Annotated in this window: 14 protein-coding genes and 1 tRNA gene; 8 read left to right on the forward strand and 7 right to left on the reverse strand. The window is 35.8% G+C overall.

Features of this window, described 5'->3' with window-relative positions; genetic code table 11:
- Positions 1-42 precede the first annotated feature (42 nt).
- Positions 43-1,599 carry a M28 family peptidase gene (locus tag GGR42_RS03015; RefSeq protein WP_167960711.1) on the forward strand — a complete coding sequence of 519 codons (1,557 nt, stop codon included), beginning with the start codon at positions 43-45 and terminating at the stop codon, positions 1,597-1,599.
- A 171-nt stretch (positions 1,600-1,770) separates the two neighbouring features.
- On the opposite strand, the gene GGR42_RS03020 is transcribed toward GGR42_RS03015, so the two are convergent.
- A tRNA-His gene (locus GGR42_RS03020) sits at positions 1,771-1,846 on the reverse strand.
- Positions 1,847-2,140: 294 nt separating this feature from the next.
- Between GGR42_RS03020 and GGR42_RS03025 the strand changes: the two genes are divergently transcribed.
- A complete protein-coding gene (locus GGR42_RS03025; protein WP_209023919.1) occupies positions 2,141-4,180 on the forward strand; it encodes a tetratricopeptide repeat-containing sensor histidine kinase in 2,040 nt (679 codons plus the stop codon).
- On the opposite strand, the gene bshB1 is transcribed toward GGR42_RS03025, so the two are convergent.
- The 6 genes from bshB1 to GGR42_RS03055 all read right to left on the reverse strand — a co-directional run bounded on the left by bshB1 (position 4,181) and on the right by GGR42_RS03055 (position 12,273).
- Complete coding sequence (gene bshB1, locus GGR42_RS03030) at positions 4,181-4,903, reverse strand: bacillithiol biosynthesis deacetylase BshB1 (RefSeq protein WP_167960713.1); 723 nt, start codon at positions 4,901-4,903, stop codon at positions 4,181-4,183.
- 9 nt (positions 4,904-4,912) lie between these two features.
- Positions 4,913-6,091: a trans-sulfuration enzyme family protein gene (locus GGR42_RS03035; RefSeq protein ID WP_167960715.1), complete on the reverse strand. Its 1,179-nt coding sequence runs from the start codon at positions 6,089-6,091 to the stop codon at positions 4,913-4,915.
- A gap of 37 nt (positions 6,092-6,128) precedes the next feature.
- Positions 6,129-7,535, reverse strand: coding sequence for an MATE family efflux transporter (locus GGR42_RS03040; protein WP_167960717.1), 1,407 nt, complete (start codon positions 7,533-7,535; stop codon positions 6,129-6,131).
- A 232-nt stretch (positions 7,536-7,767) separates the two neighbouring features.
- Positions 7,768-8,526, reverse strand: coding sequence for an NYN domain-containing protein (locus GGR42_RS03045; protein ID WP_167960719.1), 759 nt, complete (start codon positions 8,524-8,526; stop codon positions 7,768-7,770).
- Between the two features lie 114 nt (positions 8,527-8,640).
- Positions 8,641-11,811 carry a cytochrome c biogenesis protein CcsA gene (gene ccsA / locus GGR42_RS03050; protein ID WP_167960721.1) on the reverse strand — a complete coding sequence of 1,057 codons (3,171 nt, stop codon included), beginning with the start codon at positions 11,809-11,811 and terminating at the stop codon, positions 8,641-8,643.
- A gap of 57 nt (positions 11,812-11,868) precedes the next feature.
- The gene (locus GGR42_RS03055) at positions 11,869-12,273 is read right to left on the reverse strand and encodes a group III truncated hemoglobin (RefSeq protein WP_167960723.1); all 405 of its coding nucleotides are present in this window, start codon (positions 12,271-12,273) and stop codon (positions 11,869-11,871) included.
- 37 nt (positions 12,274-12,310) lie between these two features.
- Here GGR42_RS03055 and GGR42_RS03060 point away from each other — a divergent pair, with 37 nt between their 5' ends.
- From GGR42_RS03060 to GGR42_RS03085, 6 genes are all read left to right on the forward strand, one after another.
- Positions 12,311-13,066, forward strand: coding sequence for a Rossmann-like and DUF2520 domain-containing protein (locus GGR42_RS03060; protein ID WP_167960725.1), 756 nt, complete (start codon positions 12,311-12,313; stop codon positions 13,064-13,066).
- The gene (locus tag GGR42_RS03065; protein WP_167960727.1) at positions 13,050-13,577 is read left to right on the forward strand and encodes a KdsC family phosphatase; all 528 of its coding nucleotides are present in this window, start codon (positions 13,050-13,052) and stop codon (positions 13,575-13,577) included. Before GGR42_RS03060 ends, GGR42_RS03065 begins: the two co-directional genes overlap by 17 nt.
- A gap of 2 nt (positions 13,578-13,579) precedes the next feature.
- On the forward strand, positions 13,580-14,167 hold the full coding sequence (locus GGR42_RS03070) for a Maf family nucleotide pyrophosphatase (RefSeq protein ID WP_167960729.1): 588 nt from the start codon (positions 13,580-13,582) through the stop codon (positions 14,165-14,167).
- A gap of 22 nt (positions 14,168-14,189) precedes the next feature.
- Positions 14,190-15,134, forward strand: coding sequence for a septum formation inhibitor Maf (locus GGR42_RS03075; RefSeq protein WP_167960731.1), 945 nt, complete (start codon positions 14,190-14,192; stop codon positions 15,132-15,134).
- Positions 15,135-15,139: 5 nt separating this feature from the next.
- Entirely contained in the window at positions 15,140-15,664 is a 525-nt protein-coding gene (locus tag GGR42_RS03080; RefSeq protein ID WP_167960734.1) for a mechanosensitive ion channel domain-containing protein, read from the forward strand.
- 62 nt (positions 15,665-15,726) lie between these two features.
- Positions 15,727-16,665: a TerC/Alx family metal homeostasis membrane protein gene (locus GGR42_RS03085; protein ID WP_167960736.1), complete on the forward strand. Its 939-nt coding sequence runs from the start codon at positions 15,727-15,729 to the stop codon at positions 16,663-16,665.
- Positions 16,666-16,701: the final 36 nt, after the last annotated feature.

A 16,701-nucleotide genomic window follows, 5' to 3' on the forward strand; every position in this document is an offset into this window, starting at 1 on the left:
TTTTTGTTATTTTTGGTAAATTTTGCACGAAAACTACATTAAATGAGAAAAATCGCTGTAATCCTTATTGGATTGATAATGTCCTGTAACTCTTCCCAAAAAACTGTGGAAGAAAAGAGTACAACCAAAGGTGTTGAAGCCAATACCATATATGCTAAAACAATAACACAAGAAGAACTAAAAGAACATCTATACATCTATGCTTCAGATGAGTTTGAAGGACGTGAAACAGGAAAACCTGGTCAAAAAAAGGCAGTTGCCTACCTTAAAGAAGCCTATGAGAAAATGGAAATTGCTGCTGCAAAGGATGATGGAGACTACATTCAAAATGTTCCATTAGAAATGAGCAACCTGCCTACCGGTTCCATTAACATAGACAATCAAGAATACCCCATAGGCGAAGATTTTGTTACTTTTTCCAAAGCAACCGGCACCTATTCTGATATTATTTATGCTGGTTATGGCATAGACGATGAAAATTACTCCGATTATAAAGGGTTGGATGTAAAAGGAAAATTGGTATTAATAAAGTTTGGAGAACCAAAGAATGCCAATGGTTCTTATGCAGTATCTGGTACGGATGAAAAATCCGATTGGAGCAATATGTCAGAATCTTTTGGAAAAAGGGCTAAAGCAGCAACAGACAATGGTGCAGTTGGCATGCTATACTACGATGATTCCAATTTTGGAAGGTACAAAGGATATTTTGACTTTTCCAAAAGGAACAACAGGGGTAGAATGGCATTAAAAAGTGAATCCACGGATTTTTCTAGTTTCATTATTAATTCTGAAATTGGAAAAAAACTATTGCCCAATATTGATGATAATGATGTTCCAAAAACAGTTTCTGTTCCATTAACATTGAAAATAGAAAGCTCTAATGATGAAGTTAGTTCAGAAAACGTAGTAGCCTATATCAAAGGGTCAGAAAAACCAAATGAGTATGTGGTTATCTCCTCCCACTTGGACCATATTGGCATAACTAGTGATGGCGAAATAAATAATGGTGCCGATGATGATGGTTCCGGAACAGTGGCCCTTTTAGAGATTGCACAAGCATTTAAAAAAGCCAAAGACGAAGGAAATGGGCCAAAAAGATCCGTCGTGTTTTTGCATGTAACAGGTGAGGAAAAAGGGTTGTTTGGCTCACAATATTATACGGACTTTGAACCAGTTTTTCCATTGTCTCAAACTGTGGCCAATTTAAATATTGATATGATTGGTCGTATTGACCCAAAAAGAGAAGGGGACAGAAACTACATTTATCTTATTGGTTCAGATAAATTGAGCTCAGATTTGCATGAACTCTCAGAAGCCATCAATGAAAAGTACACCCAAATAGAATTGGACTATACTTATAATGATGAAAATGACCCCAATCGTTTTTATTATAGAAGTGACCATTACAATTTTGCAAAAAACAATATTCCTATTATTTTTTATTTTAACGGTACCCATGCGGATTACCATAAGCCAAGCGACACACCCGATAAAATAAATTATGACTTGTTAGAGAATAGGTCTAGATTAATTTTTTACACTGCTTGGGAGGTTGCCAACCGAGACCAAAGGGTTATCGTAGATAAAGCTACCAAGTAAACTCTTTACATCCTAAAATAAAAAAACCCAATCATAATGATTGGGTTTTTGCCTTTCTGGGTGGAAGACCGGGTTCACTTCGGCTCCGCTCGGCATAAACTTCTCACCCTAAATTCTGACCACAAAAAAACCCCGCCATAAAATATACAGCAGGGTAATTTTCTTGCTATTGGGTGGAAGACCGGGTTCGAACCGGCGACCCTCGGTACCACAAACCGATGCTCTAACCAGCTGAGCTACAACCACCATTTATAAGCGGTTGCAAAGATAATTTTTTTTGTGCCATCTTTCAAAATAAAACAGCGTATATTTTTTAGTAGAATATCCATTATTAGGGTTGTCCTACTAAATAAGTGCAGACTTCTTTTTGATAAAATCGATGAAATACACTCTTAACATCCTATAACACACAAAAAATAGTGTTTCACAACATTAATTGGCAATAGGTGAATACATAGGTTATTTTTAAAACCGTAAACTATATTTTATTTTTTTAGTGGCACACAACTGTATTTTTAATCATCGATACTCAAAGCAATGGTTGGCAATAACCATTTTTATATTTTTTATTGGGCAAACTTATGCTCAACAAAAAATAAAAGATAGTATTGAAAAGGAAATAGAGGTTGTCCAAGCTAAAAAGAATTTTAGTGTAAAAGATACTACCTATATAAAACTTCTTAATAATCTAGGAAAACAACTTAGGTTCATTAAAACAGATAGTTTATTTCTTCTTTCTCAACAAGCTTTTAAATACAGTAAATCTGCAGGATACAAAAAAGGAGAGGCTCATTCGCTAATTCTAATGAGCCGTTATTACTCGGACAAGGGTGATTATGCCGAAGCGATAAATTACTGTAGGTCTGCCCTATCCATTGCAAATGAGCTTAAGGACTCAAATTTAATACTCAATATTCAAAATGATTTGGCAGGACAGTATGCCTACATGGGTGATTATGCCAAAGCCTTAAACGTTTATTTAATAAGTTTGGAATTTGCTGAAAGAGTGGACAACAAGCTGATGCTTTCTATAATTAACGAAAATGTTGCTAACCTTTACGCCTCCCAAAAAGACTATGATCAGGCATTGAGTTTTTACAAAAAGGTGAAAAGCATTAATGATGAGATTGGCAACGATATATACTCAGCTGAAACAATGAGTAATATAGCGTCTATTTATGCGGATATTGGCAATTTGGATTATGCCATGTTTAACATAAACAAGAGCATTACTATTTTTGAAGCACACAATATTATAGATTGGTTGGCATATGCCTATGAGGTAAAGGGTAAAACGTACCTCAAAAAAGAAAAATATATATGGGCTCTACATTGGTACCACCAAGCGGAAATGATTCATGATAAAATTGAGGACGATAGAAGTAAAATTGATTTGGTAAATGGAATGGCCGAAGCATATTATGGGTTAAAAAGAGATAGTATTTCAGAAATTTATGCCTTGGAAGCTTACGAAATATCCAGTAGGATTAAGTTTAAGGAGGGAATTGAAAAATGTGCAAAAACTCTTTACAAAATAAGTAAGAACAAAAAAGACTATGTCAATGCCCTAAAATATCACGAGCTCTTCCAAGCTATATCGGACACACTATCAAGAAATGACAATAAAAAAGGGCTTACCATGTTAAAAACACAGTTGGCCCATGATAGGCAAAAAGAAGCTCTAATACTACAAAACGAGAAAGCGCTAAGAAAACAAAGGAGCTATATCTATGGAGGTCTGGTAATTCTTTTAATTTTAGGATTGATAACTTTTCTAGTCTATAGAAATGAAAAAACCCAGAAAAAGTTAAATAAGGAATTACATGTTAAACAAGATATTCTGGAAAATAGAAAAGTAGAATTAAAAGGATTAAATAATACCAAGGATAAATTATTCTCCATAATCGGCCATGACCTTAGAGGACCTATTGCAGCTTTAGAAGGACTTCTAAAGTTATTCAAGGATGGAGAAATGCATAAAAATGAATTCTTAAAACTTGTTCCTAAATTATGGGACGATGTAAGCCACATCTCTTTTACACTTAACAATTTGCTTTCATGGGGGCAAACACAAATGAATGGGGCTGTCACAAAACCAAAAGCAGTAAATATTGATAACATTGTTGAGGATAATGTTAATTTACTATCCGAAATAGCAAATAAAAAAGCAATCAGGATTGTAAATAGAATTTCCGAGAATATCGTTGTTTGGGCCGATAAGAATCAAGTTGATATTATTATTAGAAACTTAATGAGCAATGCCTTAAAATTTACTCCTGAAAATGGCATGATTGTAATTGAGGCTAAAGAGAACGAAAATAATTGGGAAATCTGTGTTCGCGATACTGGAATAGGAATGACGCAAGAAGTACAGGAAAAGTTATTCATTAAAAATTCAAACTTCACAACATATGGCACCAATAATGAGAAAGGGACTGGATTGGGCCTTTCGCTTTGTATAGAAATGGTAGAAAACAACAAAGGGGAAATATGGGTGGCAAGTGAAATAAAGAAGGGAACAAGTTTCTTTTTTACTTTACCAAAGGCCGAGGATGAAAAAAAATACAAAAACGTTGGCTAGCTAAATTAAAGCATCGAGCCCATTTACTGCTATATATCGTTCACTTGTAAATCCTTCTGCATACTCCACTCCCACAATTCTTCCCAAATCCCTTGCTCTATAACTTACACTATCAGTGAAATTTTTACTACTTATAGGAGTTTCTGGCTCTTTACTGTTGGGATCATAAAATTGTGAACTATATGCCAGAATAGCTTCAACCTTTTTATCAATATACCCAGAAACATCTACAACAAAATCGGGTTCAATACTTTTCCATTGAATATAATGGTACACCTGTTTTGGTCTCCATGGATCTTGCCATTCATCGTCCCCTTCAAATTTTGTATCAATCTTTATCAATCCACTTAAAAAACAGGCGTCACTTACCAAATTACTTCCCTTTGCATGGTCTATATGTCTATCTACTATTGCATTGCATAAAACAATTTCTGGGCGATACCTTCTAACCATTTTAATAACTTCTAGTTGGTGCTGCTTGTCATTCACAAAAAAACCATCTGCAAATTCCAGATTCTCCCTAACGGACACCCCAAGAATTTTAGCGGCTGCCATGGCCTCCTTATCCCTAATTTCAGCAGAACCTCGAGTACCCAGTTCACCTCTCGTTAAATCTACAATACCCACTTTTTTTCCACTTGCTATTTCTTTGGCAATAGTTGCTCCTGCACCTAATTCAGCATCATCTGGATGTGCCCCAAAAACTAATATGTCTAATTTCATGTATTTATTTTACGATTGTAGAACAACCTTTTTTATTGATTTCACCTTTTTTATTGCCTGCTCTATATCGTCTATTAAATCTTGTGGTTCTTCTATCCCAACAGAAAAACGGATAAGTCCGTCCGTAATTCCTTGAGCTTCCCTTTTGCTTTTTTCCATTCTACTATGTGATGTCTGTGCAGGTGTTAGAATTGTACTCTCTACTCCTGCCAAACTCATAGAAGGTTTTATCAATTTTAATTCTTTTTGAAATTGTGTAGCGTCAATCTCATTATTCAATTCAAAAGACATCATGCCCCCAAAACCGTTCATTTGAGTTTTAGCAATCTCATGTCCAGGGTGAGATGCCAAACCAGGGTAATGAACCCTTGTTATGTCTTTATGGGCATTTAAAAACTGAGCCATTTCCATAGCATTTTCATTGTGTTGTTTCACACGAACACCCATCGTTTTTATACTTCGCTCCAACAACCAGACTGTATATTCGCTTAAATTACCTCCTAGGTCTATGGCTATATCGTACACCTTTTTCATATGCTCTCTTGAGCACGCCACAGCTCCGGCACTAATATCCGAATGTCCTCCCATGTATTTTGTAGCGCTGTGGAGTACCACATCAATTCCAAAGTCGATTGGGTTTTGATTTACAGGACTTGCAAACGTATTATCGATCATGGTGGTTAATCCATGCTTTTTTGCAAGGCTGGAAACAACCTTCATATCCGTAATCGTCAATAAGGGATTGGAAGGGGTCTCAATATACAGAACTTTGGTATTAGCCTTTATTTCTTTTTCAAAATCAGAAGCTTCCCATCCTTCCGTAAATGAATATTCAATTCCAAATCGTTCAAAGTGTTTGGTAACTAAGGCATACGTTCCTCCATACAGGGTTTGCTGAAGCACCACATGGTCACCTGCACTTAAAAAACCAAGCAATGTGGTACTTATTGCTGCCATTCCACTACTAAATATAAGAGCTGTTTCTGTATGCTCCAAAGCGGCTATTTTTTTACATAGTGCTTCTTGATTGGGAGTATTATAATTTCTAGGATATCTTTTTACATCTACATCCATGTAGGCGTAAGAGGTGCTCATATACAATGGAGAAACTGCCCCTTTGTACTCTTTATCCTCTAAATCCCCTATATGCGTGCAGATGGTATTCAATCCTTTTCTGCCAGTATCCATACGCTAAAATTTATAATATCTAAGGTACAAAAAACGGTTAAATCATAGTCCTTTTCCATTGTCCCTTTTTAAACCAGACTATTGCAATTATAGCTAAAGCTACTTCCGCCAAAGTAATGGCCCAAAAGACACCAATAACTCCAAAATCAAAAGTAATAGCTGTTAAATAAGCAAATGGTAGTTGAAATAGCCAAAAAGCGATGAAATTTATTTTTGTAGGAGTTTTTGTGTCCCCTGATCCGTTAAAAGCTTGGGTCACTACCATTCCGTATCCATAAAAAACATACCCGGCCGCCATAACTTGTAAACAAATCGCTCCATATTTAACCACATCAGGTGTTCCATTGAACCAACCAATTATAGTTTTAGCAAATAACAGATAAATCAAAGACACTATGAACATAAAATAGGCGTTGTATTTTCCTGTTACCCAAACGGATTTTTCTGCCCGATCTGGTTGCTGTGCCCCTAGGTTCTGTCCTACCAAAGTAGCGGCTGCATTGCTCATTCCCCAAGCGGGCATTAACGTGAACAACATTACCCTTATGGCAATGGTATAACCTGCCAAAACCTCGCTGCCAAATTCGGATACCATTCGCATTAGAAAGACCCAGCTGGAAGTTCCTATTAAAAACTGAGCTATTCCCCCAAGAGACACTTTAATTAAATTAAACATCACCTTAAGGTTTAGAACAAAATCTTTAAATGCAATTTTTATTCTACTCCAACCAAAAAATAAAATACCAAATTGAAATAATACAGCAGTTCCCCTACCAATATTGGTTGCGATAGCAGCGCCCATAACTCCATATTCTGGTACAGGTCCCCAGCCAAAAATAAAAATAGGGTCCAATATGATATTGAGCCCATTGGACAATACCAAGGTCCACATGGCCACCGAGGCATCTCCTGCCCCCCTAAAAATGGCATTGATAAGAAACAAAAGAAGTATAGTAACGTTACCGCCAATCAACAATTGGGTATATCCATATCCTTCATCGATTAAATCTTGCTCCGCTCCCATTAGGGCCAGTATGTCTCTAGCATATAAAAATCCTATGGCACCAACAATCAATGCCACAACAATTCCTAAAAGTATGGCCTGCACTGCAGATTCCTTTGCTCCCTGAATATCCTTTTCCCCAACTCTTCTTGCTACCAATGCCGTTGCCGCCATACTTAAGCCAATGGCAATAGCATAGACCAAAGTAATTACAGACTCGGTCAACCCAATAGTAGCTACGGCATTTACACTCACTTTGGAAACATAGGCAATGTCCACAATGGCAAAAATGGACTCCATCATCATTTCCAAAATCATGGGGATGGAAAGCATAAAAATTGCCTTACGAATACTCCCAGTGGTGTAATTGGTTTCTTTGCCGGTAACCGCTGTTATAAAATGTTTAAATAGTTGTTTTAATGAAAGTCTATTTTGTGTCATTAGAATGAAATTATGTTAAAAAAAGGAAGTGTAGATGCTAGTGACCGTAAAAGTGTTTACGGTTAAATTCTGGTCATTTCGACCCCTGTGACATCTATGGTATACATAATTTCTATAACTTCATGATGAAACAAAGATGGGAAAAATATTTAAATGAACTAAAAACTAAGTCTTTTTTTTCACTGAATATTCAATCTACTTAACAAACGGTTATTCCATTCCACAGGGATAATTATGGTTTTTTAATTTTTGCTGCATGTTTTTTTATATTTTTTACATAGATTAATTTATGTCTGCTTTTAGGTGTTTCTCTCTGTTCAATTTCAAACCTTTCTGTAGATTTAATCAGTGGCGTTAGTTTTTCAAATCCATAATTTCTTGAGTCAAAATTCGGTTGTTTTTTCTGTATTAGGCTTCCTACATCTCCCAGAAAGGCCCAACCATCATCATCTGACAAATCATTGATTGTTGTTCTAATTAGATTTATTTCTTTTTCTGTTATCCTATCTACGGAGGGTTCTACGGATTCTTTGTCCCCCACCTTTTCTTCTGTTTGTTTTTTTAAAATCTCAATATAAACGAATTTATCACAGGCCACAATAAATGGATTTGGCGTCTTTTTCTCTCCAATACCTATAACCTGCATACCAGCTTCTCTTAATCTAGTTGCTAACCGAGTAAAATCACTATCGCTGGACACCAAGCAAAATCCATCTACTTTTCCACTATATAAAATATCCATTGCATCAATTATCATAGCCGAGTCAGTGGCATTCTTGCCCGTTGTATAGCCATATTGTTGTATTGGTGTTATGGCATTTTCCAAAAGCAAATTTTTCCATTTATTTAAACCTGGTCTTGTCCAATCCCCATAAATTCTCTTTATGGTCGGATTACCATATTTGGCAATTTCTTCCATCATCTCCTTCACATGAGCTGATGGAATATTATCACCGTCTATAAGGACCGCCATGTTGATGTTTTGATTCATTTGGTTCTTTTTATTGTTATTGCTTAAATTTAGGAATGTAGACTATGAAACCCTATTATTCTAAACTTAATAAAAACAGAACTTTATTTTTAAAATATAAGGCAAAGTGCTCTCCTATTTAGAATAATTCACTCTATAACGCCACCAGCTAACAGCACCCAAAACCAACACTCCAAAGACCGTATACCAAATAAAGGTAGGGGTAATTACCTGCGCACCACTGGCATAACTATGAAGTCCCACCAAGTAAAAATTAACTCCAAAATAGGTCATCATAATACTTGCAAAGGCAACTACACTCATAAAATTAAAGACCCATCTACTTCTCAATCCTGGAACCAAACGGGAATGTATTACAAAAGCATAGACCATAATGGAAATCAATGCCCAGGTTTCTTTGGGATCCCAGCCCCAATAACGTCCCCAACTTTCATTTGCCCATTGTCCTCCTAAGAAATTACCAATAGTAAGCATTACCAATCCAACGGTAAGGGCAAGCTCATTAATGATTGTCAATTCCTTTAAATTGAGCTCCATTCGTTTTTTGTTCTTTTTATTGGTCAAAATAATAAGAATAAGGGATGTCACACCTAGAATCATTCCCACTGTCAAGGGGCCGTAGCTACCGACAATCACAGCCACATGAATCATAAGCCAATAACTATCTAGCACAGGAACCAAATTCGCAATGGCCGGATCTACCCAACTTTGGTGGGCAATCCACAACAACATAGAAGTAACGAAAGCACTGGCCGCAATGGTAAGGTCACTTTTTTTACTAAACAGGAGCCCCATTCCCATAGTTGCCCAAGAAACATAAAGAATACTTTCATAGGCATCACTCCAAGGTGCATGACCAGAAATATACCATCGCAAGACAAGTCCGGCTGTATGCCAAATAAAAAATAGGACAATAATTCCTTTAAAGAAATAAGTGGCCACTTTCCATATTTCACGGTCCTTAAAAATTCTAAAAATCAACACAAAGAACATAGAAAGGCCTACTAAAGCATACCATTGATACAGTCGGTTAAAAATATCCAGTCCGTTATAAATAACTTCAGTTTTTATTCTGCTGTCCGAAGGCAACACTTCTTCTCCATGATTTACTTGGTTCTGCTTAAATGCCTCCAAAAGCTTATCAGAGCCAGTATAATCTCCTGTTTTAATTGATTCTTGAAGAGACATTAAGTAATAGGGCACTGCATTTTTTACAAAATTTCCATACAATGAATCTGAAATTTGATATTGCCCTGAACGATACTCCACAGCTGATATCCATTTATTGTTCTCGTCATTCAACAAAGGAAATATCTTAACTATATCCCCTCCCAAAGCTCTATTAAGAAGTCCTAAACGTAGGTCCGCATCCTTAAAGTCTTTTTCGAACTGGTTAGGGTTACTTTTTGCATATGCCTTTTCCACGTAAGGGGCCAACTTATAATTGCCTTCTGCATCAAAAAAATCAGTGGCCTTTACCTGCTCTTGGTCTTTGGGCACTCCAATAATTTTCCTAATACTATCATTTTGCCCTTTTTTGTCCAATGCCATAAACTCAACATTGTACCAAAGTCGAGGGTTTAACATCATGGAAAGAAACACTTGATCCGTATTTAAATCCTTGTACTTATTTTTAAGGCTCAGTTTCCTAATCAGTTCTGAAGCAAAAGTATTGATAGGCTTCATACGGCCATTATCATCCTGAATCACCAAATGGGCAAACTTGGCAGCATGCTCCTTAGAGGCTATTGTGGTTTGCAAAAGAGAATCCAACAATTCTTTTGTAGGCGGAGCTATATGATTGTGGGTATCGTTTTGATCTTGGGCAGCACCATTGAACATAAGGCCAACTAAAAAAATAAGGGTCAAAGCTGCCTTTTTATGTTTTAATTTATCCAATGACTGTCCTAAATCCTTAAAACGAGTCTTACCAAAGAACATAATCCCTAATAAGCCTATATACAAGAGGGTATAGCCTGTATAGGTAATCCACTTTCCCCAAAAGTCATGGCTTACAGACAAAATAGTCCCCTTTTCATCAGGATGGAAACTGGATTGGAAAAAGCGATATTTTTGATGGTCCAAAACATGGTTCATAAATATGTCATAATCAAAAGGGCGCTCGTCTTCCACAGTAACCTTGCTCATGAAAGAAGCATATCCTTTTTCCGTTCCTGGATATTTCTCTGCAATGAAATCATTTAGTTTTATGGCAAAAGGCAGTTCGTAGACTTTGGAGCCATAACTTAGGTTAAAATCCAATCCCCCAACATTAAATTTTTCGGTAAAATTTGCGGAGCCCTGACCTCCCAATACTTTTTTTCGTATTGTTTCACCTCCAACAGCCACATCCAAAACCAAGGCATCCAAAGAAGCTTCCGTAATTTCTTCTTTTGGTAGCTCCACTACTCCATAAGAACCCTTAATAACAGGGTCTGGAATTACAAATTGCATTCCAGCTGTATTATACAAAGACCGTAACTGTAAAGTTTGCAGGCTATCTTTTAGCAATTGACCTTGAAACTGGTCCGCCATACGCATAAAATTTCCTTCAAAAGGCGAATGAATTAAATACGTACTATCCGTTTTATAAATATTGATGGCCCCATTGGTTTCCTTGTTCAACGCAAATAGTACATTGTGGATACTGGCAACTTGTCCATTTTCCAAAAAGTGTTCATGGCGCTGCCCATCACCCGCTTCTACAATTTTTAAATATTCCTTCCCATTTTCATTCTCAATAAGTCCTTCTTTGGCCCCATGAATGAAATCAACATAGGAAATAGAAAACGGCACCCCATTAAAATCCGATTTCCATGGAAGATTGGATTTTAGGGCTTCTGGTGTAACTATTAAGTCGTCCTCAAGTATTTTTCTTTGAGGTTGTCCTTCTATTTCACCATCAATATAAGCAGTAAGAAAGGTTTTATCTGAATAAAATACATTCTCGGAATTCCCTTCGCGAATGGGCATCATTCCCTCAAAACTTATATAGCGCGTTACAAAAGCTCCCAAAATGATTAAGATCCATGAAAGATGGAGAATCAATACAGCCCATTTTTCTTTTCTAAAAAGTCGGTATCGAGAAATATTACCAATAAAATTGATAACAAAGAGCACCATAATCCCCTCAAACCACTTGGCATTATAAATCCATATTCGCGCAGTTTCCGTGCTGTACCAGCTCTCAATGAAGGTGCCAAATGCCATGGCGGTAGCAAAAACAATAAAAAGAACGGCAGTTAAACGGGTAGAAAAAAGAAGATTTTTGAGCTTATTAAACATTCAGCAAACGCTTTACAATTCTTAGCATGCAAAAGTAAGGCATGGATGGCTAAAACACTATTCTATTTCAGAATTCTTATCGGGCCTAGCGTTAAAAATTCCTATATGAAAAAATGTTCCCATATTCCTAGCTCTATTCTTAGCAATATTTGCCTTCTCTCCTATAAAAAGTTCATCTACTGTTTGAAACCACAAATTTAACCATGCCCCAAAATGATGTTCGTTAATAGCATAATTTTCATCCTTATCTACCAAAATATGTTTATGCATAGGACTTCCTTTAAACTTTCTTACAAAAAATAAGTTGGTCTCCCAAAAATCGGTCAGTTTTTCAAAATGACCTCCCCAATCATTTATATGCCTATTAAAAATAGGTCCCAATAGTTCATCTTTACGGACTTTTCCATAAAAAGTGGTGACCAATTCATACACTTCCTTCCGTGAGGAGATTTCCTTCTTCATAACACCAAAATTAGTTCTTTATTCCTAATTTTGCCCCATGATCAATGTGGTGATTCTTGGTGCTGGCAATGTAGCAACCCATTTGCTGAAGGCCTTTGAAAAAAGTAATGAGGTTTCTGTGTTACAGGTGTATGCCAGGTCTAAAAAAATACCCAAAAGCACAGTACCTTATACTACAGAATTCTCAAAAATAGTTGATGCGGATATTTATATTATTGCTGTAAGTGATGATTCTATACAATCTGTATCGAAAGAACTTATAAATAAAAAAGGATTGGTCGTGCATACTTCGGGGAGTGTGCCCATGAAAGCTTTGCATAGGAATAAAAATTATGGTGTATTTTATCCATTACAAACATTTAGTAAGGATGTGGAAATAGATTTTAGTACCGTTCCTATCTGTCTTGAAGCTAAAACCAAAACCGATTTGAATCTTTTAAAATCTTTGGGGAATTCAATTTCTCAAAATGTTTATGAGGTGTCTTCAGAGCAAAGGGAATCACTACATTTAGCTGCCGTTTTTGTAAATAATTTTACAAATCACCTATATTATTTAGGTCAAGAAATTTGCCATGAAAATAATCTTTCTTTTGACTTGTTGAAACCCCTAATTTTGGAAACAGTAAATAAATTAGAAACCTCATCACCCTTTAATGTGCAGACAGGGCCTGCAAAACGTGGGGACAAAGGCACTATTAATAGTCATTTGGAGAGGATAAAAGATGAAAATATTAAGAATATATATTCAATCATGAGCCAATCTATCAGTAAAACCTATGGGAAAAAGTTATAAGGAGTATTTAAGCAATATCACCACTTTTGTCTTTGATGTGGATGGAGTGTTCACAGATGGCAGTATTATGATAACTACAAAAGGGGAAATGCTCCGAAAAATGAGTATAAAAGATGGTTTTGCGCTTAAAACAGCCATCAACAAAGGATATAATGTATGCATTATTTCTGGTGGAACCAATGAAGGGGTAAGAGAACGATTTAAAGGCTTGGGGGTAACCGATATCTATATGGGTGCCCATCATAAAATTGAACCACTAGAAGAATATTTGGATATTTATAATTTAGATTCTAAAAATGTACTTTATATGGGCGATGACTTGCCAGATGTCCCTCCCATGCAATTAGTTGCTTTGGCATGCTGTCCACAAGATGCAGCACCAGAAGTTAAGGAAGTTTGCCATTATATTTCACATAAAACTGGTGGAAACGGTTGTGTTAGGGATGTTATAGAGCAAGTTTTAAAAGTTCGGGGGGATTGGGAAGGAAATTTTAGCGCAAAAAATGATTAGCGATGCTTACTGATAAACTTGCGACGTACACCTTAATCCTCGCCTCTGGCTCACCAAGAAGACATAAATTTCTAAGGGACATGGGATTGGATTTTAAGATAGAGACACATCCTGTAGAAGAAATTTATCCTAAAAATTTAAAATTGGAAGCCATTACCAATTACTTGGCAAAGCTAAAAGCTTCACCTTTTAAGGAAAAGCTTGTTCCAAAACAGATAGTTGTCACATCCGATACAATTGTATGGCACAACAAACAATCATTGGGCAAACCAGTTGATAAAAATGAAGCTATAAAAATGCTACAAACATTGTCCAATGATTGGCACAAGGTTATTACTTCCATTTGTTTTACAACATTGCAAAAGCAAAAAGTGGTGCACTGTGTTACCAAAGTAAGGTTCAAAAAACTCACCGACGAAGAAATTCGCTACTATGTTGAAAATTACAACCCTTTGGACAAGGCAGGAGCTTACGGCATCCAGGAATGGATAGGGGCGATTGGTATTACAAAAATAAAAGGACCATACAACAATGTTGTAGGGTTGCCCACGCATTTGTTTTATAAGACATTATTGGATATAGTATCTTAATGGATTTTTAATTCTAAAAACTATGAAAACCTTTCTTAAGCATAAATTAAACGGAGTGATTTTGATATTATTTCTTTTTGGAATTAGTTCTTGCCAGAACAAGGACAAAACCAAAAAAAATAGTGGTATTGTCACCAAAGAAGTTGAAGTTCAACCAAAAAAGAAACTTTCTAGTCAGTTTAAAGAATATTGGTATGCCGGCAATGCAGAAATAACCTCGTACAACCTAGAAATGGCCCGTTATGGAGAAACTAGGGAAGGAAAATCGGTATTAATTTTTGTAACCGAACCATTTTTGGAAGACAAACAAGTAAAAGCAGATAGACCCAATCCAAGCAATATTCCTGTTTTAAAACTAAATAGCACAAAAAAGTTTTTAACCGGCATCTACCCCTACTCTATTATGACCAGTACATTTTACCCTGTTCATGACAACCAACATGCCATGAAGGTTTCAACTTCTGTGCAAGAATGGTGTGGACATGTCTATTCACAACTAAACAATAGGGAGGAATTTGAAATACATTCTTATTCCTATTTTGAAAGTGAAGCAGACCAAGATTTCTTGTTGGAAAAAACTGTACTGGAAAATGAGCTATGGACAAAACTAAGAATTAACCCCAGTGATTTGCCTTTAGGAGATTTTAAAGCAATTCCCTCTTTTGAGTACTTAAGATTAGGGCATAAAGAGTTTAAATCATATGATGCAATTGGCTCATTAACCGTAAATAAAGGTGTTTCAACATATAAAATTACATATCCTGAACATGAACGTACACTGGCCATTAATTTTAGTTCAGACTTTCCCCATACTATTGAGAGTTGGACAGATACTTATAAAAGTGGTTTTGGTTCCAATGCAAAAATGATGTCTACAAAAGCAACAAAAATAAAGCGGCTTAAAACCCCATATTGGGAACAAAACAAAAATGAACACCTTTTTTTAAGGGATAGCTTAGGAATATAACAACTATGAACGAATTTATTACCAATCACCCAAATGAACTGCTTAGCACGATTATCTGTCTTGCGGTTTTACTAATGTTAAAATTTGCCGCCTCCAAAGCCATTCGGAAAATTGGAAGAATTAGCGAGTTGAATAAAGCCAGAACCAAACTCATTATAAAATATGCCTCTTTTTTATTGTCGGTAATTGGCTTTGTTGCTCTCACTTTTATTTGGAAAGTGGATTTTAAGGATTTAGGCCTCCTTTTAACCTCAATTTTTACAGTAATTGGGGTTGCCCTCTTTGCATCTTGGTCAATTTTAAGCAATGTTACTGCGGGAGTTATTCTTTTCTTTTCCTTTCCTTTCAAAATTGGGGATAGAATCAAAATACATGATGCAGATATTCCAGAAGAAGCGGTTATAGGCGACATTAAGGCATTTCACGTCTATTTAAAAAAGGACAATGGTGAGCTTATTACCTATCCAAATAATTTGTTGCTTCAAAAAGGAGTAACGCTTATCCAAAAGGAAGATGATAGTTCTCACTAGAAAAAATATTAAACTTGCTAAAGTATTTAAATACGTGAAACAACTTATATTAATATGATCAAATGGAGAACCCTGCACCTTGGATTATTTTAATCTCCTACATTCTACTACTTCTAGCAATTGATTTCTTCATATTCAACAAAAAGAACAAGGTAGCCTCTGTTAAAAGTGCCATTCTTGAGACTATTTTCTTCATAGGAAACGCCTTGATATTTTCAGGAATTATTTATTGGTTTTATACCCATTCTATCATTAACAATGTAAATAACCTTGCACCATCGCAAGCTGTTGTGAAATACTTAACAGGGTATATCATAGAACTATCTTTGAGTGTGGACAATCTTTTTGTGATTGCCATCATCTTTACCTCTTTTAAAATTCCACGTCAATATCAGCACAAATTGCTTTTTCTAGGTATCCTTGGAGCAATTATATTTCGTGCTATTTTAATAAGTGTCGGGCTAATTCTTATAAATAAAATAGATGGAATGAGTATTGTTTTTGGATTGTTCTTATTGTTTACAGCTCTAAAAATGTTAAAAAAAGAGGCCGACCACAAAGAAATTGAAGAGCCCAAAGGAATTATGAAATTATTCCGCTTCAGTAAAGAATTATACGGAGAAAAATATATAACCAAAGTTAATGGAAAGAGAGTTTTTACCGCTCTTTTTGGCGCATTGCTTACCATAGAATTCACCGATCTACTTTTTGCATTGGATAGTATTCCTGCAATTTTTGCGGTCACTACTGACCCGTATATTGTTTATAGCTCAAATATATTTGCGATTATGGGCTTACGCTCGCTTTACTTTTTTCTTTCGAATATGTTAGAAAAATTTATTTACCTAAAATATAGCGTTTTCTCCATACTTGTATTCGTGTCACTAAAATTGATTACTGCCAAATGGGTCGAAATTCCCGAGTGGTTTTCATTATTGTTTATTGGAATTTCATTAATAATTGGAATTTACATTTCAACAATCAAAATAAAAACTGATTAAAACCCTTCTAAACATGAAGTGGAATTTAGTCTAATA

Source organism: Saonia flava (assembly GCF_011927795.1).
In the GTDB taxonomy this organism is placed as follows: domain Bacteria; phylum Bacteroidota; class Bacteroidia; order Flavobacteriales; family Flavobacteriaceae; genus Saonia; species Saonia flava.

What these genes read in the sequence shown, in the direction of transcription:
- GGR42_RS03080 (WP_167960734.1), top strand. Translation starts at nt 15,140, where the DNA reads ATGAACGAATTTATTACCAATCACCCAAATGAACTGCTTAGCACGATT.
- bshB1 (WP_167960713.1), bottom strand. Translation starts at nt 4,903, where the DNA reads ATGAAATTAGACATATTAGTTTTTGGGGCACATCCAGATGATGCTGAA.
- ccsA (WP_167960721.1), bottom strand. Translation starts at nt 11,811, where the DNA reads ATGTTTAATAAGCTCAAAAATCTTCTTTTTTCTACCCGTTTAACTGCC.
- GGR42_RS03040 (WP_167960717.1), bottom strand. Translation starts at nt 7,535, where the DNA reads ATGACACAAAATAGACTTTCATTAAAACAACTATTTAAACATTTTATA.
- GGR42_RS03045 (WP_167960719.1), bottom strand. Translation starts at nt 8,526, where the DNA reads ATGAATCAAAACATCAACATGGCGGTCCTTATAGACGGTGATAATATT.
- GGR42_RS03065 (WP_167960727.1), top strand. Translation starts at nt 13,050, where the DNA reads ATGGGAAAAAGTTATAAGGAGTATTTAAGCAATATCACCACTTTTGTC.
- GGR42_RS03060 (WP_167960725.1), top strand. Translation starts at nt 12,311, where the DNA reads ATGATCAATGTGGTGATTCTTGGTGCTGGCAATGTAGCAACCCATTTG.
- GGR42_RS03085 (WP_167960736.1), top strand. Translation starts at nt 15,727, where the DNA reads ATGGAGAACCCTGCACCTTGGATTATTTTAATCTCCTACATTCTACTA.
- GGR42_RS03070 (WP_167960729.1), top strand. Translation starts at nt 13,580, where the DNA reads ATGCTTACTGATAAACTTGCGACGTACACCTTAATCCTCGCCTCTGGC.
- GGR42_RS03015 (WP_167960711.1), top strand. Translation starts at nt 43, where the DNA reads ATGAGAAAAATCGCTGTAATCCTTATTGGATTGATAATGTCCTGTAAC.
- GGR42_RS03055 (WP_167960723.1), bottom strand. Translation starts at nt 12,273, where the DNA reads ATGAAGAAGGAAATCTCCTCACGGAAGGAAGTGTATGAATTGGTCACC.
- GGR42_RS03075 (WP_167960731.1), top strand. Translation starts at nt 14,190, where the DNA reads ATGAAAACCTTTCTTAAGCATAAATTAAACGGAGTGATTTTGATATTA.
- GGR42_RS03035 (WP_167960715.1), bottom strand. Translation starts at nt 6,091, where the DNA reads ATGGATACTGGCAGAAAAGGATTGAATACCATCTGCACGCATATAGGG.